The 26,239-nt window shown below is 69.5% G+C and carries 30 protein-coding genes; all 30 read left to right on the forward strand.

What is annotated here, in order from left to right; genetic code table 11:
- Positions 1–151: 151 nt before the first annotated feature.
- Positions 152–463, forward strand: coding sequence for a hypothetical protein (locus QFW80_RS16660; RefSeq protein WP_280603170.1), 312 nt, complete (start codon positions 152–154; stop codon positions 461–463).
- On the forward strand, positions 456–692 hold the full coding sequence (locus QFW80_RS16665) for a TraR/DksA C4-type zinc finger protein (RefSeq protein WP_280603172.1): 237 nt from the start codon (positions 456–458) through the stop codon (positions 690–692). The genes QFW80_RS16660 and QFW80_RS16665 overlap by 8 nt, the downstream gene beginning before the upstream one ends.
- Before the next feature lie 81 nt (positions 693–773).
- Complete coding sequence (locus QFW80_RS16670) at positions 774–905, forward strand: hypothetical protein (RefSeq protein WP_280603173.1); 132 nt, start codon at positions 774–776, stop codon at positions 903–905.
- Between the two features lie 163 nt (positions 906–1,068).
- Entirely contained in the window at positions 1,069–2,100 is a 1,032-nt protein-coding gene (locus QFW80_RS16675) for a CHC2 zinc finger domain-containing protein (RefSeq protein WP_280603174.1), read from the forward strand.
- Entirely contained in the window at positions 2,097–3,446 is a 1,350-nt protein-coding gene (locus QFW80_RS16680; RefSeq protein ID WP_280603175.1) for a virulence-associated E family protein, read from the forward strand. Before QFW80_RS16675 ends, QFW80_RS16680 begins: the two co-directional genes overlap by 4 nt.
- A gap of 426 nt (positions 3,447–3,872) precedes the next feature.
- Positions 3,873–4,472: a hypothetical protein gene (locus QFW80_RS16685; protein ID WP_280603177.1), complete on the forward strand. Its 600-nt coding sequence runs from the start codon at positions 3,873–3,875 to the stop codon at positions 4,470–4,472.
- The gene (locus QFW80_RS16690; RefSeq protein WP_280603178.1) at positions 4,462–6,546 is read left to right on the forward strand and encodes a terminase gpA endonuclease subunit; all 2,085 of its coding nucleotides are present in this window, start codon (positions 4,462–4,464) and stop codon (positions 6,544–6,546) included. Before QFW80_RS16685 ends, QFW80_RS16690 begins: the two co-directional genes overlap by 11 nt.
- Positions 6,543–6,851, forward strand: coding sequence for a hypothetical protein (locus QFW80_RS16695; protein WP_280603194.1), 309 nt, complete (start codon positions 6,543–6,545; stop codon positions 6,849–6,851). The genes QFW80_RS16690 and QFW80_RS16695 overlap by 4 nt, the downstream gene beginning before the upstream one ends.
- 124 nt (positions 6,852–6,975) lie before the next feature.
- A complete protein-coding gene (locus QFW80_RS16700) occupies positions 6,976–7,188 on the forward strand; it encodes a primosomal replication protein PriB/PriC domain protein (protein ID WP_280603195.1) in 213 nt (70 codons plus the stop codon).
- The gene (locus tag QFW80_RS16705) at positions 7,185–8,732 is read left to right on the forward strand and encodes a phage portal protein (RefSeq protein WP_280603197.1); all 1,548 of its coding nucleotides are present in this window, start codon (positions 7,185–7,187) and stop codon (positions 8,730–8,732) included. Before QFW80_RS16700 ends, QFW80_RS16705 begins: the two co-directional genes overlap by 4 nt.
- A 1-nt stretch (position 8,733) precedes the next feature.
- Complete coding sequence (locus QFW80_RS16710; protein ID WP_280603198.1) at positions 8,734–10,980, forward strand: ClpP-like prohead protease/major capsid protein fusion protein; 2,247 nt, start codon at positions 8,734–8,736, stop codon at positions 10,978–10,980.
- An 89-nt stretch (positions 10,981–11,069) separates the two neighbouring features.
- On the forward strand, positions 11,070–11,426 hold the full coding sequence (locus tag QFW80_RS16715; protein ID WP_280603199.1) for a DUF2190 family protein: 357 nt from the start codon (positions 11,070–11,072) through the stop codon (positions 11,424–11,426).
- Between the two features lie 67 nt (positions 11,427–11,493).
- On the forward strand, positions 11,494–11,796 hold the full coding sequence (locus tag QFW80_RS16720) for a hypothetical protein (protein ID WP_280603201.1): 303 nt from the start codon (positions 11,494–11,496) through the stop codon (positions 11,794–11,796).
- Positions 11,793–12,314, forward strand: a complete 522-nt coding sequence (locus tag QFW80_RS16725) for a glycoside hydrolase family 108 protein (protein WP_280603202.1) — start codon at positions 11,793–11,795, stop codon at positions 12,312–12,314. Before QFW80_RS16720 ends, QFW80_RS16725 begins: the two co-directional genes overlap by 4 nt.
- An 8-nt stretch (positions 12,315–12,322) precedes the next feature.
- Positions 12,323–12,679, forward strand: a complete 357-nt coding sequence (locus QFW80_RS16730) for a hypothetical protein (protein WP_280603203.1) — start codon at positions 12,323–12,325, stop codon at positions 12,677–12,679.
- A 3-nt stretch (positions 12,680–12,682) separates the two neighbouring features.
- Positions 12,683–13,132, forward strand: coding sequence for a hypothetical protein (locus QFW80_RS16735; RefSeq protein ID WP_280603204.1), 450 nt, complete (start codon positions 12,683–12,685; stop codon positions 13,130–13,132).
- A gap of 2 nt (positions 13,133–13,134) precedes the next feature.
- Positions 13,135–13,425 (forward strand): hypothetical protein, encoded by a 291-nt coding sequence (locus tag QFW80_RS16740; RefSeq protein WP_280603206.1) that lies wholly within the window; start codon positions 13,135–13,137, stop codon positions 13,423–13,425.
- Positions 13,422–14,225, forward strand: coding sequence for a hypothetical protein (locus tag QFW80_RS16745; protein ID WP_280603208.1), 804 nt, complete (start codon positions 13,422–13,424; stop codon positions 14,223–14,225). The genes QFW80_RS16740 and QFW80_RS16745 overlap by 4 nt, the downstream gene beginning before the upstream one ends.
- Entirely contained in the window at positions 14,222–14,572 is a 351-nt protein-coding gene (locus QFW80_RS16750; protein WP_280603209.1) for a hypothetical protein, read from the forward strand. Before QFW80_RS16745 ends, QFW80_RS16750 begins: the two co-directional genes overlap by 4 nt.
- A complete protein-coding gene (locus QFW80_RS16755; protein ID WP_280603210.1) occupies positions 14,565–15,014 on the forward strand; it encodes a hypothetical protein in 450 nt (149 codons plus the stop codon). The genes QFW80_RS16750 and QFW80_RS16755 overlap by 8 nt, the downstream gene beginning before the upstream one ends.
- A 35-nt stretch (positions 15,015–15,049) precedes the next feature.
- Positions 15,050–15,799 (forward strand): phage tail tube protein, encoded by a 750-nt coding sequence (locus QFW80_RS16760; protein ID WP_280603211.1) that lies wholly within the window; start codon positions 15,050–15,052, stop codon positions 15,797–15,799.
- Positions 15,799–16,251, forward strand: a complete 453-nt coding sequence (locus QFW80_RS16765; protein ID WP_280603212.1) for a hypothetical protein — start codon at positions 15,799–15,801, stop codon at positions 16,249–16,251. Before QFW80_RS16760 ends, QFW80_RS16765 begins: the two co-directional genes overlap by 1 nt.
- Positions 16,252–16,446: 195 nt before the next feature.
- The gene (locus tag QFW80_RS16770) at positions 16,447–19,155 is read left to right on the forward strand and encodes a tape measure protein (RefSeq protein WP_280603214.1); all 2,709 of its coding nucleotides are present in this window, start codon (positions 16,447–16,449) and stop codon (positions 19,153–19,155) included.
- A 224-nt stretch (positions 19,156–19,379) separates the two neighbouring features.
- Complete coding sequence (locus QFW80_RS16775) at positions 19,380–20,327, forward strand: hypothetical protein (protein ID WP_280603216.1); 948 nt, start codon at positions 19,380–19,382, stop codon at positions 20,325–20,327.
- A complete protein-coding gene (locus tag QFW80_RS16780) occupies positions 20,317–21,399 on the forward strand; it encodes a phage BR0599 family protein (protein WP_280603218.1) in 1,083 nt (360 codons plus the stop codon). The genes QFW80_RS16775 and QFW80_RS16780 overlap by 11 nt, the downstream gene beginning before the upstream one ends.
- Positions 21,390–21,815 carry a hypothetical protein gene (locus QFW80_RS16785; protein ID WP_280603219.1) on the forward strand — a complete coding sequence of 142 codons (426 nt, stop codon included), beginning with the start codon at positions 21,390–21,392 and terminating at the stop codon, positions 21,813–21,815. Before QFW80_RS16780 ends, QFW80_RS16785 begins: the two co-directional genes overlap by 10 nt.
- Positions 21,812–22,033, forward strand: coding sequence for a hypothetical protein (locus QFW80_RS16790; protein ID WP_280603220.1), 222 nt, complete (start codon positions 21,812–21,814; stop codon positions 22,031–22,033). Before QFW80_RS16785 ends, QFW80_RS16790 begins: the two co-directional genes overlap by 4 nt.
- The gene (locus QFW80_RS16795) at positions 22,026–24,644 is read left to right on the forward strand and encodes a phage tail protein (RefSeq protein ID WP_280603221.1); all 2,619 of its coding nucleotides are present in this window, start codon (positions 22,026–22,028) and stop codon (positions 24,642–24,644) included. Before QFW80_RS16790 ends, QFW80_RS16795 begins: the two co-directional genes overlap by 8 nt.
- A gap of 5 nt (positions 24,645–24,649) precedes the next feature.
- Positions 24,650–25,480: a hypothetical protein gene (locus QFW80_RS16800; RefSeq protein ID WP_280603222.1), complete on the forward strand. Its 831-nt coding sequence runs from the start codon at positions 24,650–24,652 to the stop codon at positions 25,478–25,480.
- Complete coding sequence (locus tag QFW80_RS16805; RefSeq protein ID WP_280603223.1) at positions 25,477–26,229, forward strand: hypothetical protein; 753 nt, start codon at positions 25,477–25,479, stop codon at positions 26,227–26,229. Before QFW80_RS16800 ends, QFW80_RS16805 begins: the two co-directional genes overlap by 4 nt.
- Positions 26,230–26,239 lie beyond the last annotated feature (10 nt).

The raw sequence follows: 26,239 nt of genomic DNA on the forward strand, positions 1-26,239 counted from the left end.
CGTCGAAGTCGGTGGGCTCGGGCATGCAAAAATTTTTGCCCGCGGGAGTCTCTCAACTCCACTCAACTTGGTTGAGCGGGCATGAGCAGCCAGCTCGCGATGCCGCTTCCGCTGCGGCCTGAGGAGGTCGTCCGCGAGAAAACGCTGGGCGATGCGATCGCCCTGTGCGCGAAGGCGGGCGGCTACGCTGGACAAGGAGCTGCAGCTCGAGCTGGAGGTGGACAAGGCGCAGTTCTCGCGCTGGATGTCCGGCACCGAAGGCATCGTCTGGCCCAAGCTGGAGCGGCTGATGACCACGTGCGGCAACGATGCGCCGCTGCTGTGGATGCTTCACCAGCGCAACTACGACCTGTACAGCCTGCGCCACCACGAGACAGAGGTGGAGCGGCAGAACCGCCTGTTGCGCGAGGAAGTGGCCGCGCTCCGGCGCGTGCTGATGGCCGGAGGGGCCAACGATGCCTGACGCCATGGATGCCGTGCAGGCCGACGTGCAGGCCCGCATCGATGACGCGCTCGCCCGGCACCGGCTGAGCGTGCCCGCTCGGCGCGAGGGGCTGTCGCACTGCGAAGTCCTGGACTGCGGGGAAGAGATCGAAGACGCGCGGCGCCGCCTGGGCGCGCGCCGCTGTACCGACTGCCAGCGCGAGGCCGACATTCGCGCGGGCCAATTCGCACCGGGGAGGGGACGGTGACCCATGTACACGAGGCGATGCCACCGCAGGGTGACGCATCGGCCGCCGAACACGGCGGCAGCCCGCGGCCTGCTGCAGGCGATGGCCGCACTGGACCAGGCGCCCACGGGGCTGGCCGTCGAGGCCACGATGGCGGAGCGGGAACGCCTGCGCCTCGAGGCCGAGGCGCAGCGCCAGCGGCAGGGCGTGCTGTGGTTGCGCCCGGCCATCTGAGCAAGGGCGCGGCCCGGCAGCATCGCATCGAGCAGTACCGGTCGATGCCCGCAGGGGAGCTGGCGAAGCAGCTTTCGTGGACCATCACCACGAAGAAGCGGCTGCAGCGAGACGAGAACGAGATGCGCGAGGCCCAGCGCCGGCAGCGCCGGAAGAGTGGCGCTTGAGCAAGATCGACGTCGATCGCGTGCGTGCGGAAGCGGATCTGGTGGCTGTGGTCGGCCACTACGTGCAGCTGCGCAAGGACGGGAAGGAGTTCAAGGGCTGCTGCCCGTTCCACAGCGAGAAGACGCCTTCGTTCTACGTGTCGCCGGAGAAGGGCTTCGTGCACTGCTTCGGCTGCGGCGTGCACGACGACGTTATCGGGTTCGTGCAGCGCATCGAGATGTGCGACTTCCGGGAGGCCTGCGAGAAGCTCGGCCACCGCGACCTGGGCGAGGCGCGCGTGGCGCCAACGGACCCTGCGCCCGAGCCGCCCGATGTGAAGTGGGTGCCGTTGCTGCCGGTACCGGCGGACGCCCCTGACCTGCTGACGGAATCGGGCTGGACGGTGCCCATCTGGAACGCGAAGCGGGCGAAGTTCTCGCGCTTCAGGCCGGCGCGTACGTTCGACTACCGCAATGCCGACGGCGAGCTGCTGGGCTACGTGCTGCGCTGCGAGTTCGGCGACGGCAAGATCACGCCCACCGTGACCTGGTGCATCCGTCCCGATGGCGCCATGCAATGGGTGATCTGGCCTTTCCCGCGGCCGCGGCCACTGTACGGACTGGACGCGCTGGCGGCGCACCCGTCGTCGCCGGTGCTGGTGGTCGAAGGCGAAAAATGCCGCGCGGCTGGCGCTGGCGCGTTCGGGGCTTATGTGGTGGTCGCGTGGCCCGGTGGCGGCAAGGGCGTGAAGTACGTCGACTGGACGCCATTGGCGGGTCGCGATGTCACCTTGTGGCCGGACGCCGACCCGCAGGGCCAAGCGGCGATGCTGGGGGTGGAGCACTACGACGGCCGGCGTGAACCGGGCATCGCGCAGTTCCTGTTCCGTGCCGGCGTGCGATCGGTGCGCTACGTGGATACCTCCGGCCAGCCGAAGGGCTGGGACATCGCCGATGCGCTGGATCCCGCGCGGGACGGCTGGAGCGCGCGGCAGCTCGCGACCTGGGCGGCGCACCGCGTTGTCGACGTCGACGTGGTGAGGCAATGAGCGTGCCGCGGAAGAAGCTCACGGTTATCGATGGCGGGGGAACGGTGCCGCCGGGCGGAGACGCCGGCGCTCCCGACTGGCGCCAGTTCCTCACGCGCAACCGCGAGGAGGTGGTGCAGGCCTCGCCGCACAACTTGATGCTGATCCTCGAGCACGATCCCGAGCTGTCGGGCCTCTTCTGGCTGGACGAGTTCGGCAACCGCATCGTGCTCGATCGCCAGCCGCCGTGGACCGGCGGTACTCGTGACGAGTTCACCGAGGTGGACGCGCTGGAGCTGGCGGCGTGGATCGGCCACCCGTCGCGCTATGGGGCGATTATCAAGACCGCGCTGGTGCTGGAATCGGTGGAGGCGATCGCACGCCGGCGCCGGAGGCACACGGTTCGCGATTACCTCGCCGGGCTGAAGTGGGACGGCACGCCGCGCCTGCAGCGCATGTTCGTGGAGCTGTTCGGGGCGGAGGACTCGCCGTACAACCTCGGTGCCGCCGGCTGCTTCCTGGTGTCGGCGGTGTCGCGCATCCTGTGGTGTGATTCGCGCCAGCCGACTAAGGGCAGCAAGGTCGACTTCATGCTGGTGCTGGAAGGCGGGCAGGGTGCCGGCAAGACCACCGCGGTGCTGGAGCTGTTCGGCGCGGAGTGGTACGCCGAGGCGACCGAGTCGCCCGCGCACAAGGACTTCTACCAGACCCTCCGAGGGCGCTGGGGCGTGGAGATCGGCGAGATGGACAGCTTCAACAAGGCCGACGTGGCCAAGGTGAAGCAGGCGATCACCACGCGGTTCGACGTGTACCGGCCCAGCTATGGGCGCACGGCGCGGTCATTCCGGCGCGAGTGCGTGTTCGTGGGCACCGTGAACAAGGACGACTACCTGCGCGACGAGACCGGCGCGCGCCGCTTCCTGCCGCTGAAGGTGGGGCGGGTGGACATCGAGCGCCTGGTCGAGCAGCGCGACCAGCTGTGGGCCGAGGCGGTGAAGTGGTTCGAGGATGGCTTCGAGTACTGGAAGCTGCCCGAGGGCGCGGAGCGCGAGCAGGACGATCGCTTCAGCGAGGACGTGTGGACCGAGCGCGTGCACCGGTGGATCACCGGCAGGGCAGGCGACAGCCGCTACGAGCACCTCGGGGCGAGCGAGCGCGGCAAGGCCGGCGAGCCGCTGGAGTTCTCGGTGGCCGACGTGCTGACGTACGCGCTGCACGTGGAGCCTGGGCGACAGGACCGGCCCATGTCGACGCGCGTGGGCAGCATCCTCACGCGCCTGGGGTGCCACAAGTACAAGCCGACCAGGCTGGGCCGTAGGGTCCAGATCTACTACATGCCCGAGCCGGAGGCCCCAGCCGGTGGGTAACGTCCAACCTGTCCAACCTGCTGTCCAACGTCGTCCAACCTCGAATCGCGGTGGGACGCGGCTCCGTCCAACCTGTCCAACCTCGACGGCTCTGCGCGCATTACGGTGTGGCAGCCGGCACGACTGCACTGCACTGTGCGATCAAAACAGGTTGGACAGGTTGGACAGGTTGGACGAGGCAAGGAACGGCGCGGGTTGCAGCCGTCCAACCTCCTGTCCAACCTCGAAAGGTTGGCCGGTTCCACGGGAATCGGCAGCGAGGTCGCGTCGAGGCACGGCGGGCCGCGCCCGTTCAGGTTCAGCTGTCGACCCCGGTCGTTCAGTTTCGGGTCCTCCCGGGGCAGGTCCGCTGCGGGTAATTCGGACCCCAGTTTTCGTGCATTTTCCTGTTCCGGGTTTGGTTCCGGTGGGGCTGTGGGGTTCCGCGTGAGTTCCGGGACCATGACCGTGGCCGAATACGCCGCACACCGGGGCTGCAGCGACAGCTACATCCGGCGCATGCGGCGCCAGGGGAAGCTGGTCGTCGCGCCCGGCACGTCGCGGATCGTCGTGGCCGACAGCGACGCGCTGCTGGACGACATCACCGACCCCGTGCGCGGCGGCGACCGGACGCGCGAGGCTGCCGCCGCGGCGGTGCCGGTTCACACCCACGTGGTGCCGCCCTCGGCGCCGAGCGTCCAGGAGGCGGTCCGGCGTGAGCGCCTGGCGAAGGCGCAGCTGGCCGAGCTCGAGCTGGGCGAACTGACCAGGGCGCTGACGCGGACCGTCGACGTGGAGCGCACCACGTTCACCCTGGTGCGCGCTGCGCTCAACGAGATGATGGGCATGAGCGGTCGCCTGCGCGCGAAGCTGGCCGCGACCACCGACCCAGCCGCCTGCGCGGCTCTGCTCGACGCCGAGGTGCGGCTGATCGCCGCCCGCATGCAGGAGGCCGCCCAGCGGCTGGCGGCCGAGCGCAATGGCAGCCGAACGCCAGCGCCGCCGGCAGATGCCGAGGACGAGGAGGCGGCCGGCGATGACGCTTGACGCGCATGGCCTCGACGTGCAGATCGCGGACGCGGTCGCCACCGTCTGCGACGCCTGGTCCCGCGCGTGGGAACTGCCGCCGGTCCTGACCGTCAGCGAACACGCCGACAGGACGCGCATCATCGCTAAGGGTTCGGGCGCGGAGCCTGGCAAGTGGCGAACCGCGCGCCATCCGATGCTGCGCGAGATCATGGACTGCCTGTCCGACCACTCGCCGGTGCAGGTGGTCGACTTCATGAAGTCGGCTCAGATCGGCGCCACCGAGATCGGCATCAACTGGACCAACTACGTCATCGACCGCGGCGCGGACTCGATGATCGTTGCGCAGCCAGTGAAAGACCTCTCGCGCAGCTGGGCCACGTCGAAGTTCGATCCGGCGGTGATGGAGATGCCCGAGCTGCTGGCCAAGCTCAGCACCGACAACACCCTGGAGAAGCGCTACCCCGGCGGCACCCTATGGGTGATCTGGGCCAACTCGTCGAAGCAGCTGCGCCAGCGCACCGCGCGCTACATCTTCATGGACGAGGTTGACGAGTACCCGCGCGACGTCGGTGGCCAGGGCCCGGCGGTCCAGCAGCTCGCCGCGCGCGCGATGTCCTACGGCGACCGCGCGAAGATCTACCGGGCCTGCACGCCCACCATCGCCGGTGCCAGCGCGATCGAGGAAGGGCACGCCGAAGGCGACCAGTCCGTGTACGTGGTCCAGTGCCCGCACTGTGGCGCCGAGCAGACGCTCGAGATCGAGCGGCTGCAGCCCGACGGCACGTTCGCGTGCGCGCAGAGCGGGTGCGTGATCGAGGAGCACCAGAAGCCCGAGATGTTCGCCGAGCGCGGCTACGGCGGCACCGCGTACTGGAAGCGCACCAACCTCGGCGCGCCGCCGCACCACCGCAGCTTTCACGCCTGGGCCGCCTACGCGCCCCTCGGCCTGGGGCTGTCGTGGAAGCAGATCGCGGACATGCGCGAAGAGGCCGAGCGCGATCCCACGAAGATGGCGGGCTTCCGCAACCTTGTCCTCGGGCTGACGTACGAAGGTGAGCGGCAGGAGCAGGACGCCGAAGAGGTGGCCAAGCTGGCGGAGCCTGGCGTCAACCTCGGCACCGTGCCGGCATGGGCTTTGGTGCTCTCTGCTGGCGTCGACTTCCAGCATGACCGCGCCGAGGTCGAGATCATCGGCACCGGCCGCGGCCAGCGGCGCGCCGTCATCGACTACGCCGTGATCGACCTGGATCCGACCATCCCTGACGACTATGCCGCGCTCGACGAATACCTGCAGGGAACGTGGAAGAACACGCGCGGAGTCGACATGCCGATAACCGCGGCTGCGCTCGACGGCGGCAACTGGACCGAGATGGTGGCGCAGTTCGTCAAGCGCATGGTGGGCACGTCCGGGAGCGCGCGGTTGCTGAAGACCAGCCGTGGTCACGCCCGGCAGACGATCTACCTGGTGCGCGGCCGCAATGAGCGCAAGTCCGAGCGCGCGGTGTACCGCCCGTCTAAGACCGAGGTCAACCAGCGGGAGAAGACGCTCGCGCGCAGCGTGGGTGTCTGGGGCGTGGGCACCAGCGTCCTCAAGCACATGGTCTACGGTTGGCTCAACGCAGCCCTCACCACGAAGAAGCAGGCCGAAGAGGGCGGCGAGCCGGAGGACCTCACCGCCCGGATGCTGCGCTTCCCTGGTGGCCGCGGCGATGACAAGTCGGACCCGCTCAATCCCGATCCGAACGCGCTGAAAGAGGCGTACTGGAAGGGCCTGACCTGCGAGTACTACGACAAGGAAACCGGCTACTGGATCAAGCCGAAGGGCGCGCGCAACGAACCTCTCGACTGCACCATTTACGCGGTCTGGGCTAGCCTGGCGCCGGCGATTAAGGCGGACGCGATGCGCGATTCGCAGTGGGAGGCGCTCGAGGCGATCTACTGCCCGGCGGTGGATCTGTTCAACCAGCCGCCGCCAAGCGATTCCCGTGAAACACAGCCTGCCGCTCTGGCGCCGGCGACACGCCCGAGCGATTCCCGTGAAACACGCCGCCGGCCCGGCGGCTTCGACACGAAGGATGGGTGGCCCCTATGAGCCGAGCACGACAGACCGACGAGCAGCTGCGCGCGCGTATCCTCGACGCCTTCCAGCGCGACATCGGCATCAGCGCGGGCATGGCCCAGCCGTTCGTTGATTCGGTGATGCGATGCTTCGCCGGCGAGCAACCGTACTTTCCGGCGCTGCCGCGGCAGTACCCGGTCATGCACATCAAGGCGGCGCTGGAGCGCGGCACGCCGGTGAAGCGGGTGCTGTCGGAGTTCGAGGTGAGCCGCACTACGTTGCACAAGCTGTTCCCTGGCGGGCTCCCGAAGCTCGAACAGGCTGCCAACGACGACTGATTTCGCGCTTTCAATGAAAGTGCGAACAACACGGATTTTTCGCCGTTTCGAATCAGCCACTTAGCGCGGCGCCTGTTCGCGGTTTCGTTTAGTTCGCGAACACGCAAACCGTCACGCTGTCCTCATGGCGACAGCGCAGGAAATGGTGGAGTTCTACACGACGGCCGAGCAGCGGGTGCTCGCTGGCCAGCGTGTCCGCCATGGCGACCGTGACCTGACCCTCGCCGACCTGGAGCAGATCCGCGCCGGGCGACGCGAGTGGCAGGCACGCGTCGACGCCGAGGCGCGCCGCGGCCGTGCGGGCTGGGCGAATGCCGACTTCGGTGGGTGCACGTGACCAGCGCCGCCATCGCCCGCGACCGCCTGACCGTCGCCATCGCCCGCGACCACGCCGAGCGCGTGACTGCCGAGGCGCTGCAGCGTGCCCAGGTCAAGGCGCGCGCGCACGAAGTCACCCGCCCGTCGCGCAGCCGCAAGCTCGCGCGCGACTGGGGTAGCGGCAACACCATCGTCGGCATGGACGCGCGCCAGCTGCGCGACCAGGCGCGGCACCTCGAGCGCGACCTGGACCTCGCCGACAACGCGCTCAACGTGCTGGTGCAGAACACCGTCGGCAGCGGCATCGACGTGCTCGCTGCGCCGCGCCTGCCGGGTCAGCCGATCAACCGTGACCTCGCCGCGCAGATCGACGACCTGTGGGACGCCTGGTGGGATGCGCCCGAGGTCACGCGCCTGCACGACTACGGCGCCTGCCAGCAGCTGCTGTCGCGCACGTGGTTCCGCGACGGCGAGGCCTACTGGCAGGACCTGCTGGGGCCGGTCGCGCTGCTCGAGCACGGCACGCCGGTGCCGTACAGCATCGAGATGCTCGAGCCGGACATGATCCCGCTCGACCTCGACGACCCCGCGCGCAATATCCGCCAGGGCGTCGAGTGCAACGCCTGGGGCCGCCCGATCGCCTACCACGTCTACAAGACTCACCCGGGCGACCGGCAGGGCTGGTCCACCGAAACCAAGCGCGTCAGCGCCGACGTGCTGCACGGCATCCGAAACCTCAAGCGCCTGCACCAGGTGCGCGGCCTGTCGGTCTTCGCCTCGTCCATGTCGCGCTTCGAGGACGTGAAGGACTACGAAGAGTCCGAGCGCGTCGCCGCGAAGGTGGCAGCGTCGATGTGTGCTGCCATCAAGAAGGGCAACCCGGACCGTTACGGCGAGAACAGCGGCGTTGGGCTGGCCGGCGAGATGACCATCGCCGAGCCAGGCGAGCGAAGCCTGCGCATGTCCCCCGGCATCGTCTTCGACGACCTGCTGCCCGGCGAGGACATCAGCATCATCGCCAGCAACCGTCCGAACCCAAACGCGGCCACCTGGCGCAAGGAACAGCTGCGCGCTGCCGCCGGCGGCATCGGCGTCAGCTACAGCAGCCTGTCGCTCGACTACAACGGCACCTACTCCGCGCAGCGCCAGGAGCTGGTGGAGAAGTGGGGCGGGTACCTGACGCTCGCCGAGCGCTTCATCGCGATGGCGGTGCGCAAGCAGCGCGTGCGCTTCATCGAAGCCGCCGTGCTGGCCGGCCGCATCCGCATGCCGCGCGGCTGGGAGCTCAAGCACCTCGCAGCCAGCACCTACGTGCGCCCGGTCATGCCGTGGATCGACCCGCTCAAGGAAGCCTACGCCCGCGGCGAGGCCGAAGACCGCGGCTGGACCTCGCCGCAGCAGAACACCCTGCAGTACGGCAACAACCCCGACGAGGTCGCCCGGCAGATCGAGGACTGGCGCGAGCAGCGCGACGACGTGCTGCCGACTGCCAACGGCGCGGGCGACACATCCACACGCGCGTTGGTTCGCACCGCCGCCATCACCGCAATGCTGAGGGACTGATATGCGCAAGAGCCTGCTCGCGCTCGCACTCGGAACCATCCTGGCCGACGCCGGCGACGGCACGTCGCGCGGCTACTTCAAAGTCGTGGCCGCCGCGGACGACGTCGCCGAGGTCTACGTGTACGGGGCCATCGGCCCCGCGCTCTGGGCGGATTCCGTATCTGCCCGCCAGCTCGCCCGCGACATCGGCGAGATCAAGGCGAAGACGATCCACGTCCGCATCAACAGCGAGGGCGGGGTGGTGCCGGACGGCATCGCGATCTACAACGCACTGCGCGGCCACTCGGCGCGCAAGGTCGGCTTCGTCGACGGCCAGGCCGCATCGATCGCGTCCCTCGTGCTGATGGCCTGCGACGAGGCGGTGGTGTACCCCACGTCGCTGGTCATGGTGCATGCGCCGGCGACCTTCGCGATGGGCAACGCGGCAGATTTCCGCGAGTTCGCCGACACGCTCGACACGCATGCCCGGGCGATGGCCGAAGCCTACGTCGCGAAGACCGGCGACGAGGCCGCCATCAAGCGGCTGCTCAGCGATGGCCGCGATCACTGGTACGCCGGGATCGAGGCCGTCGACTTCGGATTCGCCGACCGGCTGGAAGACAACGCGGCCCCGGTCGCCGCGGAGTCGGCCCGTGTGGTCGCGCTCACCAGCTACCTGGCTGCCGTGGAGCGCGCGCCCGCGCCCGTCTCGGCCTGCCTGCGTTCGCACATCACCGCAACCATCAATCCCACCGTTTTCGCCTCGTTGAGCGAGGTGTCACAGCAGGCCGTGATCGGCCAACTCGAGGATCCCACCATGAAGCAGCGCTACAACGATCTACTCATCCTCGCGACGGCCGGCAACACCCCGGCGGCCGGCGTGCAGGCCACGGCGGCCGCGCCTGCCGCCCCGGCAGCGCCCGCCGCCGCGCCCGCCGCCCCGGCGGCCCCGGTAGTTGCCGCGGCACCGGCCGCTCCGCAGCCGCCCGCGGATGCCTTCGCGCAGATCCGGGCCCGCAACAGCGACATCCGCGCACTCGCGCAGCCCCACCTGGCCAACGCCGAGGTGCGCGCCTACGTCGACGGCGTCATCGCCGACGCGGATCCGGCGGTGACCGCCGACGTCGTCGGCCGGCGGATCCTCGCCATGCTGGCGGCCGGCGCCACGCCGATCGCCGGCAGCACGGTGGTGACGGCCGGCGCCGACCAGCGCGACCAGACCCGCGCCGCGATGCTCAACGCCATCCAGGCGCGCGCAGGCACCGCCACGGTCGACGCACAGAACCCGTACCGCGGTCATTCCCTCGCCGAGCTGGCGCGCGAATGCGTCGTGGCCGCCGGCGTCGATGTCCGCGGCCGCGACCGCATGGAAGTGGTCGGCCTGGCGTTCACCCACTCCACGTCCGACTTCCCGGGCCTGCTGAGCGACGCCTCCCGCCGGAGCGTGCTGCAGGGCTTCGAGGAAGTCGATACCCCGCTGGAGCGCTTCACCGCGGACGCCAGCGTGCCGGACTTCAAGCCGACCACGCTCGTGGGGCTGGGCAGCTTCAGCAACCTGCTCAAGGTGCCGGAGGGCGGCGAGTACAAGTACGGCACCTTCAGCGAGCAGGGGCAGAAGGTGCAGGTGGTGACCTACGGCCGCCTGTTCTCGATCACCCGCCAGGCCATCATCAACGACGACCTCGGCATCTTCAGCGAGGTGCCGCGGAAGATGGGCCGCGCCGCCCGCCGCACGATTGTCGCCGCCGTGTTCGACCTGATCACCAGCAACCCCACGCTGGACGACGGCATCCCGCTGTTCCATGCGGACCACGGCAACCTGATGACCGGTTCCGCGATCAGCACCACCAGCGTCGACCAGATGCGCGTCGCCATGGCGAAGCAGAAGGACAAGGACGGCAACATCATCCGCATGCCGCTCCGCAACCTGCTCACGCCGCTGGTGCTGGGCGGCCTGGCGCGCACCGTGCGCGAGAGCCAGTACGAGGTGTCGGGCTCGAAGAACCTGACCACGCCGAACACCGTGCGCAACACGTTCGACGTGATCGACGACGGCCACTTCGACGAGGACAGCGCGACTGCCTGGTACGGCGCCGCGGACCCGGCCTATGCCGCAGCGATCGTGATCGCGTACCTCAACGGCAACAAGACGCCCTACCTGGAGCAGCACGAGGGCTTCACCGTCGACGGCGTCGCGTGGAAGGTGCGCATCGACGCCGCGCCCGGCGTCGGCGACTACCGCGCCATCCAAAAGAACCCCGGCGCGTGACGGGAAGGGGGTGAGGGCGGGCCGCCGCCCGTCCTCGCCTCGGTCTCGCAGCACAAGCCTCCAACCCCTCGTCACACCGGAGAAACACCATGAAGAACTACCACCAGGATGGCCGCGTGCTCGACGTCACGCTCGCCGCCAACGTCGCCAGCGGCGGCGTGGTCTCCAAGGGCCGCCTGTTCGGCGTGGCCGTCACCAGCGGCAGCACGGGCGACATCGTGCCCGTCCACGTCGAAGGCGTGGTGCGCCTGGCCAAGCTCGGTACCGCGGTGATCGCCCAGGGCGATGCCGTGCACTGGGACGTCAGCGCCAGCCAGGTGATCGTCGCCTCGACCGCCACCGGCGACATCGAGAACTTCGGCTACGCCGTGGAAGCCGCGGGCAATGGCACCACCGAGGTGCTGGTGCGCCTGTGCCCCGGCGCGGGCGTGCCGAAGGCGGCCTGACCGTTGCTCTACCCGTCGCCGCCGGCGTTGGCGGCGACGGCTTTCTCGCAGACGTCGGACAGGGGCGATGAGCGACCAACACATGGACCTGGACAAGGCCGCCGAAAGCACGTTCGCCAAGTTGTCCGCCCGGCTGCTCACGCCGGTGCTGCTGGCGCTGATCGCGTTCCTTGGGAACCGCCAGCTCACCAGCATGGAAAGCAAGCAGGACGAGTTCGCGAAGAAGCAGGAAGCCGCGAACGAGAAGACCGCCGAGATCGCATCCGACGTGCGCGACATCGGCAACCGCATCGACTACTCGCTGGTGGGTCAGGTGGAAGACCTCAAGCGCCGCGTCGAGCAGATCGAGAAGGCCACGAAGACCCCATGACCGACCACTTCCCCAAGTTCATAGACCGCCTGCTCTCCCACGAGGGCGGCTTCACCGATGACCGCCGCGACCCGGGCAACTGGACGGGCGGCAAGGTCGGCGTCGGCCAGCTGAAGGGCACGAAGTTCGGCATCGCGGCGAACACGTACCCGACGCTCGACATCAAGCATCTAACCCGGTCGCAGGCGATCGCGATCTACCGCCGCGACTTCTGGGACCGGGCCCGCTGCGAGAAGTTGCACCCGGCCGTCGCGTTCCAACTGCTCGACGGCGCGGTGAACAGCGGCATCGCCCAGGCCACCCGCTGGCTGCAGCGCGCCGTGGGCGTGGCCGACGACGGAATGATCGGCCCGATCACCCTGGCCGCGATCCGCGCCACCGACCACAACGACATGGTCCTGCTGTTCAACGCGGACCGCATGGACTTCATGACCCGCCTGAAGAACTGGGCGGTCCACGGCGCCGGCTGGATGCGGCGCATCGCTTCGAACCTGCGTTACGCCGCCACCGACAACTGAGGTCACCCATGAACTGGATTCTCGCGCTGTTCCTCCTGGTCCTCGCCGCCCTGGCGTGGATCTTCTACGACAAGTTCACCCGCCGCGGAGCCGTGCCGCTGCAGGCCGCGTTCAAGAGCTACACCGCGTGGCTGGCTACGGCTGGAGTGCTGCTGGGCGAATACTTGGTGGCCCTGTTCCAGTGGGCCGCGCAACAGGTGGATTTCCTGCAGGCGCAGTTCGGCACACTGCTGGCCGAGCCTTCGCTCGGCGCGTTCGTCCAGATCGCCAGCGCCGTGTTCCTGCTGCTGCGGCTGAAAGGGCAAGGGCTGCCGGCGTTCAAGTTCCCGTCCTACCCGGACCCCACCGACCAGGCAGGCGGCTGACCCATGGCCGGCATCCTGTCCAAGCTGAGCGTCAAGCCGCTGCTGTACGCCGTGGGCGTGCTGCTGGTGGCGTGCGCCGGCTTGGGCGGGGCGCTGGCCGTGCAGCAGCGCTGGTACGGCGGCCAGCTGGCCACAGTCACCGCGGCCCGCAACACCGCGCAGGTGAGCGCCGAGGCGTGGAAGGTCCGCGCCGGCGAGCTCGACCTCGCGAACGCCGCGTTCCAGGACGTCAACGAGACCCTGCAAGGCCTGCTGGCCAAGGCGCAGGGCGAGAACACCCGCCTGCAGGACGAAGGCCGCGCCGCCATCGCCGCGGCGCAGGCCGCCGCCGCCGCCGCCAACCGCACCCTCGACACCTGGCTGGCGCGCTACGCCGACCAGGTGCGCAAGGGCGACTGCGCCAGCGCGCTCAATGCCGTGCAGCAGGCGTGCCCGGCCTTCAACGGATACTGACCATGCGCAGCATCCTCGCCATCGCCTCCTGCCTCGTCCTGGCCGCCTGCGGTCGCGACCTGGTGCAGCCCGACCTGCCGGACGCCGGCACCGCCGTCGTGCCCCAGGTGCAGGTGGTCGAGCGCTACATCTACGTGCGCGTGCCGGCCCACCTCACCGCGCCCGAGCCGATCGCGGAGGGCCCGATCGCCCAGTGCTTCGAAGTGGCCGCCAAGCGCCGCGCCGCGCTCGAGCGCGCCAACGCCAAGCTGCAGCAGTGCGGCGCCATCCAGGGCACCGAGGTCGAGCCATGACCGGCCAGCTGCTCAAGGTGCAGGTGGACCCGCAGGGCGTGTTCGATCGCGCCTTCACCGAGCTCGAGCGCACGCAGCTGCCGTTCGCCACGCTGCAGGCCGTCAACGCGACCGCCTTCGGCGTGCGCGAGGCCTGGAAGCGTGAGGCGCCCCGCGCTCTGGATCGACCCACGCCGTTCACCATCAACGCCATCCTGTACCGGAAAGCGACGAAGCAGCGTCCCGCCGCGGAGGTCTTCATCCGCGACGAGGCCTTCAAGGGCACGCCCCCGGCCAAGTACCTGCTGCCGCAGGTGGGAGGCGGCTCGCGCCCGGCGAAGGGCCTGGAGCGGCTGCTGCAGGCCAAGGGCTTCCTGCCGCGCGGCACGTTCGCAGTGCCCGGCAAGGGCGTGCAGCTGGACGCCTTCGGCAACGTGCCCAGCGGCCACGTGCGGCAGATCATCTCGCAGCTGGGCGTCGCCGGCGAACAGGGCTACGCCTCCAACGAGACCGAGCGCACGCGCGCCCGCCGCAAGCGCCGCGGCGGCTCCGACTACTTCGTGGTGGGCCGCAAGAAGGGCAACCTGCTGCCCGGCATCTACCGCCGCCGCGAGATGGCCGCCGGCGACGCCGCGCGGCGCGCGATCGGCGCGCGCAGCCGCATCGACAGCATCTTCATCTTCGTGCGCTCGGTGTCGTACCGCCCGCGCTACCGCATCTACGAATTCGCCCAGCGCGAGTGGAACAAGCTGTTCCCGTTCCACTTCCCGCGCGAACTGGCCAAGGCCGTCGCCACGGCACGCCTCCGGGGGCGCGGATGAACCAGCGCGCCTTCCTGCAGTCCTTCGACGCCGCCGCGTTCGGCGCCTTCGCCGCGGCCGGCATCGCCGATGCGGCCGAGTACCTCCCACCGGATGCCGCGCCCGACGCCGTGCCGGTGCCGTGCATCGTGCTGGTAGACCGGGACGTGGCGGACTATGGCGACGAGGTCGCACCCGTCTCCGTCTTCCGCACCCGCATCACCTTCCAGGTGATCGAGGTTGCGCCTGACGAAGGCGGAATCGTGTCCCTGCTCGACGGCGCGGGCCTGGTCGCCGAGTCGTTCGCGCTCGCGCAGCGCACGCGCCATGACGAAGGCATCAGCGCCTGGTGGGTGCAGCATGCCTAGCCCGCGCGCCATCTACCTGGAGGCGATCGCCGCCTGCATGCGGCAGATCAAGCAGGCGGACGGCTACAACACCAACGCCGGCGACAGCGTCACCCTGGAGCCGACGCCGAAGCTGGCCGAGAGCGACGAGCCGTTCATCGCCGTGGTGTGGTCGCGCCAGGCGCGGGGCACCGAGCCGGCGGTGGTGAAGACGTCCCGCGCGACCACGGTCGACATCATCGCGCGCGTGCCCGCGGCGCTGGCCGATGCACGCGAGCGCCTCGACCTGATCCTGCAGGACATCGAATCCGCGCTGTCCCGCCAGCAGTGGCGCTTCCCGGTCGGCTACCAGGCTCCGCAGTACCAATCCGCCGAACCGCTGCTGGCGCCTGCCGGCGCCGGCTGGGTGGGCGTGCAGGTCACGGTCGGCGGGCACATCCCCATCCACACCTCCTCCCTCTAACCGCCGCCCCGCGGCATCACCCGAGGTACACCTCAATGGAAGCACCCGATTACAGCTACGTGGGCAGCGGCCACATCCTGATGAAGGAATACGGCAGCGCCGCGCCCTTCCTGCCGGTGGGCAACTGCTCGGCGCTCTCGTTCTCGCCGCAGGTCAACACCCTGCAGCTGCCGGACTACACCCAGCCCGGCGGCGGCCTGCGCAACCGCATCGACCGCGTCAACGACGTGCAGTTCAGCCTCACGTTCCACGACTTCAAGGGCGAGAACTTCGCCCGGTTCCTGCGCGCCAGCAATACCGACGTCGCCGCCGGCACCGTCAGCGCGGAGGCCGTGGTGGCCTACAAGGGCGGCTGGACGCCGCTGGCCAAGTACGCCTCGGTGATCGACGCCGTCGAGCCGGCCGGCGGCGGCACGCCGTACGTGGCTGGCGACGACTACGTGCTCGACAACGGCGGCCTGTGGATTCCGGAGGACAGCGCGATCGTGGATCCGGTGGCCGGCGCCGCCAACATCGACGTCGACTACGATTACGACGCCCACAGCGTCACCGAGGCCTTCGTCAACGCGGCCAAGCAGTACACGCTGATCTTCGTCGGCCTGAACGAAGCGCGCAGCGGCAAGCAGGTGCGCGTGATCGGGCACAAGCTGTCCGGAGCCGTGATGAGCCAGCTGGGCCTGATCGGCGAGGAGTACGGCGCCGGCGAGGTCAACGGCTCGTTGATGTCCGACACCAGCAAGGGTGCCGGCCTGTCCAAGTACTTCCAGATCGTGGTGGTCGACTGATGTCGGACGACCTCGAGGTCCTCGACCCGGCACCGGTCGAGGTGGTCTACCGGGGCGAGCGGCTGGAGATCCGGCCGCTCACCCTCGGTGCCATGCGTGAGTTCTCGGGGCTGGTGAAGCCGCTGATGGCCGAATTCGTCGGAGATCGCAATCCGTCGTGGCTGGTCAGCGACGACGCCATGCTGATCGAGGTGCTCGAGACCCATGGCGAGGCACTGTTCCGCGCGGCCGCTATTGCGACCGGCCGGCCTGTCGAGTTCATCAGCGGCGGCGAGAGCATCACGGACATGGTGACTCTGGCCACCGCCATCGTGCGGGTGAATCGCGATTTTTTCTGGCGGGCGATGGTGTCCCTGGTGCCGAAGGTGCCACTGCCCGAGCAGGCGGCAAATCAAGCGAGTGGGGGTGGAGTGACCTCGTCCAGTTCCTCGTCTCCCACGGGCATTCACTGACCGAGATACGCGGCTACACCCTCGCGCAGGTGCGCCAGCTGTGCCGGGCCGCACACCGCCGGCATCGGCGCCGGCAGCGCGAGCTGGCAATCCTGGTACGCGCGGCGACGCAGTTCGATCGGAACCCCTGGGCCAAATATCTGAAGACCTTCGATGACTAACGGGCCCAACCTCCGCGTCCGCATCTCGGCCGACTTGGCCGACATCAAGCAGGGCCTCGGCCTGCTGCGCGGCGAACTCGCCAGCGTCAAGAAGCAGGCTGCGCAGGTGGCGCCGGGCACGTCGCGCTGGCAGGAGGGTCTCCGTTCGGTGCGGCAGCAGCTGCTGGGGATCGTGTCCCTGTACGGTGCCATGCGCGCAGCGGGCGGCTATGTTCGCCTCGCCGATGAGGCGGCGAATCTTGCCGGGCAGCTGCGCCTGGCGACGAAATCGCAAGCTGAGTTCAACAAGGCCCAGCAGCAGACGTTCCGAATCGCTCAGGAGACATCGGCGGAGTGGGGCGCGGTCGTAGCTCTCTACTCTCGACTGAGCCAGACGACTGACCTCGCACAGGATGACATCCTCGCGCTGACGAAGACCATCAGCCAGTCGTTCGCCGTTTCGTCCGCGAGCACGGTGGACACCGAGAATGGCATCAGGCAGCTGTCGCAGGCGATCGCCGGTGGCGTGCTTCGGGCGGAAGAGTTCAACACGATCGTCGACACCAACGGTCGCTTGGTCCGAGCGCTTGGCGACGAACTCGGAATTCACTCCGGGCAAGTGCGCCAGTACGTCAATGACGGCAAGGTGAGCGCCGAGATCCTGCTTCGGGCGCTTCGAAACAGTGCCGAGCAGATCGACGATGAGTTCGGGAGCCTCCCGCTTACGGTGTCTCGCTCTGTCACGCAGTTGCGCAATGCGCTGACGAAGCTGGTGGGCGATACGGACACCGCCGAGGGCGCGAGCCGTGACCTAGCTGAGGCCATAAGCGAGCTGGCCACGTGGCTCAGCTCGGATGAAGCGAAGCAGGGCTTTGCAGACATGATCTCCTCGTTGGTGGAGATCGCGCGCCTCACCGTGAACGTGGCCGGTGGCATCGGGCGGATCGCGCGCGAAGCCCGGCAGCTTTTCTCGGACGCCGAGGACTTCCTCGGCCGCAACGTGTCGCAGACCGGCCTGTTCGCCCGCGCCACCGGCGGCGACCCGAAGGACGTCTTCGGCATCGGCGCCTACCTGAAGCAGCGCTTCCCGGCGCTGTACAAGGAATTCGGCGCCCAGGCGCCGGCGCGGCCGGACTTCGGCAACGTGCTGACCGGTGCCGATTCGCAGGGCGGCGGTGGTGGAAGTGGTGGCGGTGGCGGCGGCGAGGCAGGCAAGGCCGTCGCCCGCTCCAACGCGCTGATGCGCGACTCTGTCACCCGCGCCCTGGCCGAGCTGGACCGCCTGTACAAGGGCAGCGAGATCGGCTTCCGGGAGTACTTCGCCAGTCGGCAGCAGCTGCAGGAGCAGGCGATTGACCTGGAGATCGAGCAGGCGCGCAACGAGCTGGCTGTCACCAAGGACCTGGGCAAGCGCCGCGACCTCGAGGAGCAGATCGCCATCCTGCTGCGCGACCGCGCCGAGATCGGCGCCACCGCCGCGCGCGAGCAGAAGGAGGCCGAGGAGGCGCTGACCAAGCAGCTCGGCGACGTGAAGCTGGCGCTGCTGGAGCTTGACGGCAACACCGGGCGCGTGGCGCGCGCCAAGCTCGAGGAGGAATACCGCGAGCTGTTCAAGCGCCTCGAGGCGGACAGCGATGCCGCCGGCCAGGCCATGGTGCGCAACCTGATCGAGCGGCTGGTCGCGAAGGCCAAGTCGGACGAGATCAACGACGCCGTAGCGCGCGTGACTTCGGGGCTGTCGGCGCAGGAAGGCTCAATCAGCGCGCAGGTGCAGGCCGGCGCGCTCGGCTACATCGAGGGCGAGCGTCGCCTCGGCGACCTGCGCCGGGAGGCCCTGGAGCAGCTGCGCGACTTGCGTCAGGCGCAGCTCGCCTATCTCGGCACGTTGTCGCCGGACACCGCCGAGTATGCAGCGGCCATCCAGGCGCTGGCCGGGATCGACATCGAGCTCTCGAACATCCGCGCGTCTATGGACACGCTGGGGCAGGGCATTGCCGATTCCGGTGCCAACGCACTGGACGGCTTCTGGGCCAACCTGCGCGAGGGCAGCCTGACCGGCCTGGAGATGGTCAAGCAGCTAATCGGCGACTTCGCCCGCGGCGTGTACGACGTGGTGACGCAGGACTTCACGAAGTCCATCGTGGGCGGCATCCGGTCGATGGTGGGCAGGCTCGCCAACCGAGGTGCGGAGGCCAGCGCCGAGGCGACGTCCGCGGCCACGGCGGCGACGATCCAGACTACGGCCGCCACGACGGCGGCTGCCACGATCACCGCGGGCGCGACGACGGCTGGCGCCACGCTGACGGCGGCGGGCACCGCGACTGGCGCAGCACTCATCTCGTCCGCGACCACCGCCGCGGCGATCATGCGCACGGCGTCTGCATTCGGCAGCTTCGGGGCTGCCCACGGCGGCGGCATGGTTGGCGCCCTGCAGATGCAGCGGCACAACATCAACCCGATCGTGTTCGGGAACGCGCCCCACTATCACGGCGGCGGGCAGGCAGGGCTGACCGGGCTGCGCAACAAGGAGGTCGCCGCCGTGCTCGAGGAAGGCGAGACCATCCGCACGAAACAGCAGGAGGCCGCGCTCGCTGCGCGCATGGATTCGGCGCGTGAGAGCAGCCGAACCGTAGTGAAGACGCCTGTGGTCGCCATCGGCGACCGCGCCGTGGCCAACGCGCTGGCCGGCGCCGATGGCGAAGACGTGATCCTCACCCACGTGCGCAACAACTGGGACGCGCTGGTCCGCAATGGCACTCCCTGACCCCGTCCCCTGGCCGTTCTTCCCCGGCGGGGAGTTCGTCGAGCAGCTGGACTCGCGCACGGACATCCTGCCGGCCGCCACCGGCCCGGAGCAGCGGATCCGGCTGCGGCCGGATCCGNCACGTCCGGCTCACGTTCGACGGCCTGGCCGAGGCCGACGAGCGCCGCTGGCTGGAGAACCTGCTCAACGCCCACGGCGACGGCCGCTGGTGGGTGCCGTGGCCGATGGAAGGGCAGGCACTGGCCGCGCCGCTGTCGCTGGGCGGCACCACCATCGGGCTGGATACCCGCTGGCGCCACTTCGCCGCCGGCGGCCACGCGCTGCTGGTGGGCGCCACGCCTCGGCAGCACGCGCTGGTGGCGATCGACAGCCTGACCGACGACGCGCTGGAACTGGCCGAGCCGCTCGCCGCCAGCTGGCCCGCCGGCACACGAGTCTACCCGGCGCTGCTGGCGCGCCTGGACGGCATGCTTGAGCTGCCGCGCTTCACCGGCGACGCCGGTGCCTACCAGGTGAAGTGGCGCGCGGACGCCGCGGTGGCATGGCCGGCCGCGTTCGGCGAACTGGCGTACCGCGGCGTGCCGGTGCTGGACCTGCCGCTGGAGTGGACGCAGGATCCGCTGGACGTGCCGGAGCGCACCTTCGCCACCGTCGACGACGGCCTGGCGCTGCCGTTCGCGGTGGACCAGGCCGGCCAGCCGCGCAACCGCATCCGCGTCGCGTGCACGGTGCAGGGGTTGGAGGCGGCCGCTCAGCTGCGCTCGCTGCTGTACGCGCTGGGCGGCAGCTGGGGCGCGCTGTGGGTGCCCAGCCTGGCGCACGACTTCCGCGTGGTGGGCAACGTGCTGCTGGGCGCCAGCGCGCTGGACGTGGCCTGGGCCGGCTACAGCCTGGCGGCGCCGGCGCAGAACCGGCGCGACATCCGCATCACCCTGTGGAACGGCACCACGTACTACCGCCGCATCACCGGGGCCACCGAGCTCAGCGCCACCATCGAGCGCGTGACGCTCGACAGCGCGCTGCCCGCGGCGTTCCTGGCCGTGGACGTGGCGCAGGTGGCCTTCCTGCAGCTGTGCCGCCAGGAGGCGGATGTGAACGTGCTGCGCTGGTGGACCAGCGACGTGGTGCGCACCACGCTGGAGTTCCGCGGCGAGGTGGCCCATGGGGTTTAGCCTGTTCGAGCTCTCGCGCCTGCTGGGCCGCAAGGCGGCGCTGTACACCTTCCAGCACGGCCCGCTGGTGGAGCGCTTCAATTCCACCGACCGCGACCTGACCCTCGGCGGCGACCTGTACAAGGCCGCCCGCGGCATCAGCCACTCGCCGATCCGCGACACCGCCAGCAGCGGCAAGGCGCAGGTCACCATCACCATGCCGGCGCTGCTGGACCCGGCCGCCACCGACGTGCCGCCCACGCAGGTGCTGCTGGGCTGGTGGCGGCCGTACCCGCCGAGCACGCGCGTGTTCGTGAGCATCGCCACCACGCACCTCGGCGACCCGGACGAGGAGATCCAGGAGGAGTGGAGCGGCCGCGTGCTCGCTCCGTCCTTCAAGGACGTGGAGATGACGCTCACCTGCGACCCGTCGCGCAGCAATGCGCGCACCGCGGGCCGGGCGAAGCGGATCTCGCGCAACTGCGGCGTCGCGCTGTACAGCCAGGGCTACATGCAGTGCAACCTGGACCCGGAGCCGATCGCGGTGGCCGCCACGGTGGTGTCGATCGACGGGGGCGACGTGACCATCGCGCTCGCCGGTGACCCGCCGCGGCCGCTGGCGCCGGGGCCCATCGAGTGGCTGGACGGCGAGGACCTGCAGGCGGCCGAGGTGCTCTCGATCGCCGGCAACGTGCTCACGCTGGACGACGCCAGCGGCCTGGCCGTGGACGACGCGGTCACCGTGTACACCGAGCCGCTCTGGTTCCTGGCCGAGCTGAGCGCCGACGCCGTGGGCCTCACGCTCACCGCGCCGGAGTTCGGCGCCTCGCCGTTCGGCCTCGAGGGCGGGCTGATCCGCTGGACGCGCGACAACGGCCTGCTGGAGTCGCGCAACATCCTGGCCCACCTCGGCACGTCCATCACCATCGACTACGGCGCGCCGGACCTGCTGGCCGGCCGGGTGCTGCGCACCTACTGGGGCTGCCCGCACAACCTCGACGCGTGCACCGCCCGCGGCAACGATCGCAACTACCCGGCGTTCAAGTACCTGCCGGTCGACAGCCCGATGGGGAGGTCGCAGGCATGGGGCTGACCGCGCGCGCGCGCCGCAAGGCCGGCTGGTGCTGGTGGATGGCGCGCTACCTGGTGCTGGACAAGCATCGCGAGGCCACGCGCGTCACCGCCTTCTGGGCGGCGGTGGTGGTGGCCACCATCAGCGGCAGCCTCCTGCTGGTCGAGGTGCTGGGCCTGCGCCCGCCGCCGGCGCCCGGCGAGCCCGCGGCGGCCTGGTGGGTGCAACTGGTCCTGTTCGTGGTGTCCATGCTGATCAGCTGGGCCATGCGCCCGAAGGTGGAGCCGCCCAAGCCCGCCGAGGGCCAGGCCCCGGTGGTGGAGGACGGCGCCGCGCTGGAGCGCATCTACGGCCGCGTGTGGACCGACGACGGGAAGTGGACCGCGTGGAGCAACGGCGACCCGGAGCCGATCCGGAAGAAGCAGGGCAAGAAGTGATCGTCACCAGCACCCACCTGCGCACCATCCCGTACTTCAACGACCGCGCCGGCTACTGCCTGCCGAAGGCGCGGGCGTGGTTCCGCGCCCAGGGGCTGGACTGGGCCGCCTTCCTGCGCCACGGCATCGACGCCGAGCAGCTGCTGGCCACCGGCGACGGCATGGCCGCGAAGCTCGTGGAGTGGGCGCGCGAGTGCGAGGGCCGCGCCCATGGGTAGCAGCAAGAAGCAGACCGTCAGCTACTGGTACCACCCGTTCTTCCAGCTGGCCCTGCACGAAGGCCCGTTCGACAAGCTGCTGAAGATCCGCGGCGGCGACGTCGACGCCTGGGTGGGTGAGCTGACCGCCAGCGGCAGCATCACCGTCGATGCGCCCAACCTGTGGGGCGGCGACGAAAAGGAGGGCGGCATCCAGGGCACGTTCGACGTCATGTTCGGCGAGATGGACGCCGAGCCGAACGTGTTCTTCCAGACCGCGATGGGCCCGGACCCGTCGAACCACAACGGCGTGGCGCTGCTGCAGTTCAACAGCGGGCGGTATGGCGCTGGGAACCCGTATCCGAAGGCGATCTCGGTGCTGACGGAGCGGATCTACGAGGGGTGGCTGGACGACGTCTGCTGGTACCCGGAGAAAGCCAAGATCGTCTTTGAATCCTTCGACCTTCCATACGACGGCATCTGGGCCTACCAGGTCGAAGCGCCGGGCAGTACCGCGGACTACTCGTCGGCCGACTACGACCACAGCGGCTGGGCGACCGGGCCGGGCGGATTCGGGTCGAATGTGCCTCCAGGCAGCACGCTCGCCATCGGTACCTTCGTCGGCGGCCTGATCGGCCGTGCGGTGTGGATCCGCCGGGAGATCACGTTCTTCGGCGAGCTGACCCTCGCCGTCTTCCACGACGACGGCGCATGGCTCTGGGTGGACGGCGTGCCGGTGGAGATGGAGAGCCTGCAGTACTTCCACTCGCGCGCGACCGTGAACGTGCTCGGTAAGGTCACCGTGGCACTCAAGGTTCTGGACGGCATTCCTGCAGGCAGCACCAACATCTTCGCCGGCATCGCGATGGAGGGGCAGGGCAGCGAGTTCATCGGCATGAACCCCGCCCACGTGATCTACGACAGCCTCACCAATCTGCAGGGCGAGCCGATCGCATCGATCGATGAGGCGAGTTTCACCGCGGCCGCGGATCGGCTGTACCTGGAAGGCTTCGGCATCTGCACGAAGTACAACCACGCCCAGGAGACGATCGAGCAGTTCCGCCAGCGCATCCTGGACCTGATCGGTGCCGAATGCTCGCGCTACAACGGCAGGTGGTACCTGGACCTGATCCGCGAGCTGTCGCCGGCCGAGATCGACGCGCTGCCGATCCTCACCGATGACGACATTCTGGACTGGCAGGAAGACCCGACCAACCGCGACGATGCTGTCAACCAGGTGGCGGTGAAGTGGTTCGATCCGGACACGAAGCAGTCGCGCATCACGCCGCACGTACATGCGCTGGCTGCGATCAACACGCTGGGCTGCGTGAATCCCGAGGTGCGCGAGTACCCGGAGGTGCCCTACGAGGCGCTCGCCAACCGGCTGGCGCTGCGTGACCTGCACAACAAGTCGACGCCCACCCGCCGATTCAACCAGACCACCAACCGCAAGCCCTATAACTGGCGCAAGGGGCACGCGTTCCGTTTGCAGTCGCCGAAGCGGGGCATCGCGGACATGGTGTGCCGCGTCGCCGACATCGACCGCGGCACGCTGCAGAGCGGCGCCATCCGGCTGGTCGCGGTGCAGGACATCTTCGCCATGCCCGCGACCGTGTACGTGACGGGCGAGCCGAGCGTGCCGGCACCGAGCCCGATCCCGGAGCCGATGGCACACCAGGTGCTGTTCGAAGCACCCTACGTGGAGCTGGCGGGCGTGCTGAGCGCCGGCGACCTGGCCGCGCTGGACGCGGACGCGGGGTTCATCCTTGCCACCGGCGTGAAGCCGGGCAACGGACAGGGCTACGCGTTGCTCACGCGGCCCGTCGGCGGCGAGTTCGAGCGCATCGGCACCTTCGACTGGTGCCCCAGCGCCATCGTCGTGGAGGGCGCCGGGTACACGGACACTGGCTTCACCTTGGCCGGCGGCAGTCTGCTCGCGCGCGTGGAGGTCGGCACGGCCGCCCTGTGGGGCAGCGAGCTGGTGCGCGTGGTCGCGCTGGACCTGGTCACCGGCGCCGCCGAATTCGGTCGCGGCGTGGGCGACACCGTCGCCGTGAAGCATGCGCCCGGCGAACGCATCTACTTCTTCGACGCCTGGGCGGCCACCGACCAGGTGGAATACGCCACGGCCGAGACCGTGGAAGCCAAGCTGCTGCCGCGCACCGGCACCCAGGAACGACCCGCGGAAGACGTCACGGCTCTGGAGGTCACCCTCGGCCAGCGCGCCGCCAGGCCCTACCCGCCGGCCAAGTTCCGAATCAACGGCCTGTCCGATCCGGAGGCAGTCGTCGGTGATGTGGTGGCGACCTGGGCGCACCGGGACCGCGTGGCGCAGGCGGACCAGCTGTTCGACGCGGAGGTCGACAGCGTCGGCCCCGAGGCGGGCACAACGTACACGCTGCGCGCCTATCTCAACGACGCGCTGGCCGACGAGCAGACCGGCATCACCGGCACGACTGCCACGTGGGTCCCGGAAGGGGCCGGCCTGGCGCGCGTGGAAGTAGTGGCCGTGCGCGACGGGCTGGAGAGCTGGCAGGCGCAGGTGCGCGAGTTCAGCGTCGGCGCCCCGTTGCTGGCCGAAGACGACAGCGTGGTGACCACCGAAACCGACCAACCGATCATCATGGAGTAGGCGACATGCCACGTATCTCCCAAATGCCGCCGCCCGCCGTGCCCCTGAGCGGCCTCGAGCTGCTTCCCGCCCTCCAGGGCGGCGGCGCGGACGCCAACGTGGGCTTGCCGTTGCTGACCAGCGGCCCGCCCTACGGTGGCGCCGTGCTGGCGCTGCGGCTGCCGATGGAGGCCGACATGGCCGCGACGTCGGAGGCCGACCCCGGAGCGGGCATGGTGCGTTGGAACCACGCCACGCCGAGCTCTGCCACCGAGCTGTATATCAACGATGCCGACGGCGAGGCGGGCGACCTGGCCGCCGTGTTCGCCGCGCTGAATGTGGGCGGCTACGTCTACCTGCAGGGCACCGCGGACACCGATGCCCGCGACAACTGGCAGCGCTGGCAGGTGACCAGCATCAGCGATGAATTGGGCTACACGAAGCTCGCGGTGACGCTGCAGCTGAGTGGCGGCACATTCGCGGACGAAGATCCGCTCGAGCTCACCGTGCAGCAGCCGGTTCCGGCGCCCGGCGTGGATCGAAACGTGGTGACCGCCGTCTCGTCGAGCGGCGGCACCACGACGCTGGACGCCAGCCTCGGCGACTACTTCACCACCACGCTCACCGAAAACACGACCATCGCGCTGATCAACGTGCCCCAGGCCTGCACCATCAGCCTGCGCATCCAGCAGGGCGCCGGCACGGCCTACACCGTGACGTTCCCGGCCTCTTTCCTGAAACGCGGGGGCGGTGATTTCGCGATCCCGGCCATGCTGGGCGCGCGCCATCGGCTGATCGCCACGACCGACGATTTCGGCACGACGTACGACGCCGACCTGGGCGAGGCCTACGCGTGAGCCTGCTGGCGCACCAGGCCCGGCTGATGGGCAGCACGAGCGGGGCGTTCCGCGAGGTGCTGCTGTCCATGTCGCCGCTGCTCTACTTGCCGATGGACGAGGCCGAGGGATCGGTTGCGCATGCGCTGGCGGGCGCGGACGGCACGTACCTCGGCTCGCCCACGCTCGGCAGGCCGCCGATCCTGCCAGGCGATGCAGGCACCTCGATCGGTACGGCCAACAACGCGAATCGAGTCCGGGCGACCCGGGTCCTTACGGGCGGGGGTGAATTCACCTGTTGCATTGCGCTACGCACCTCACACACAGGCTCCCAGATGTTGATCCTCGATCAGGACGTAGGCGCCGGGAGCACGCCGCGTCATTTCTTGGCGATCAACCGTTCCTCATCGACGACCGCGGTGGGCGTGCATGGCAGCGTTTGTTCGTTCGGGCATAACCCGCCGAGCAACAGCAACCAACATGCGTATGCGCTGGGGGCTGGATTGACGGATGGCGCCCCACACCTTCTCGTGTGGGGTCGGAACGCGCTCGGGTCGCCCTTTGTCGACGTCGACGGTGTCGCGCAGACCATGACAGGAAACACCCTGCAGGGAACGATCTGGGGCGGAACCTACTGGGGCATCGGTCAGTCGCCACTGTATGCAGCCGGCCTGTACGTTGGCGACCTCGCCCACTTCGCTTGCTGGCAGCGGACGCTCTCGCCTGAAGAGCGCGCCGAACTGGCAGTTGCGTCGGGCCTGGCGGCTTGAGCGTCCGCAT

The sequence above is a fragment of the Luteimonas rhizosphaericola genome, assembly GCF_029888045.1.
GTDB lineage: Bacteria > Pseudomonadota > Gammaproteobacteria > Xanthomonadales > Xanthomonadaceae > Luteimonas > Luteimonas rhizosphaericola.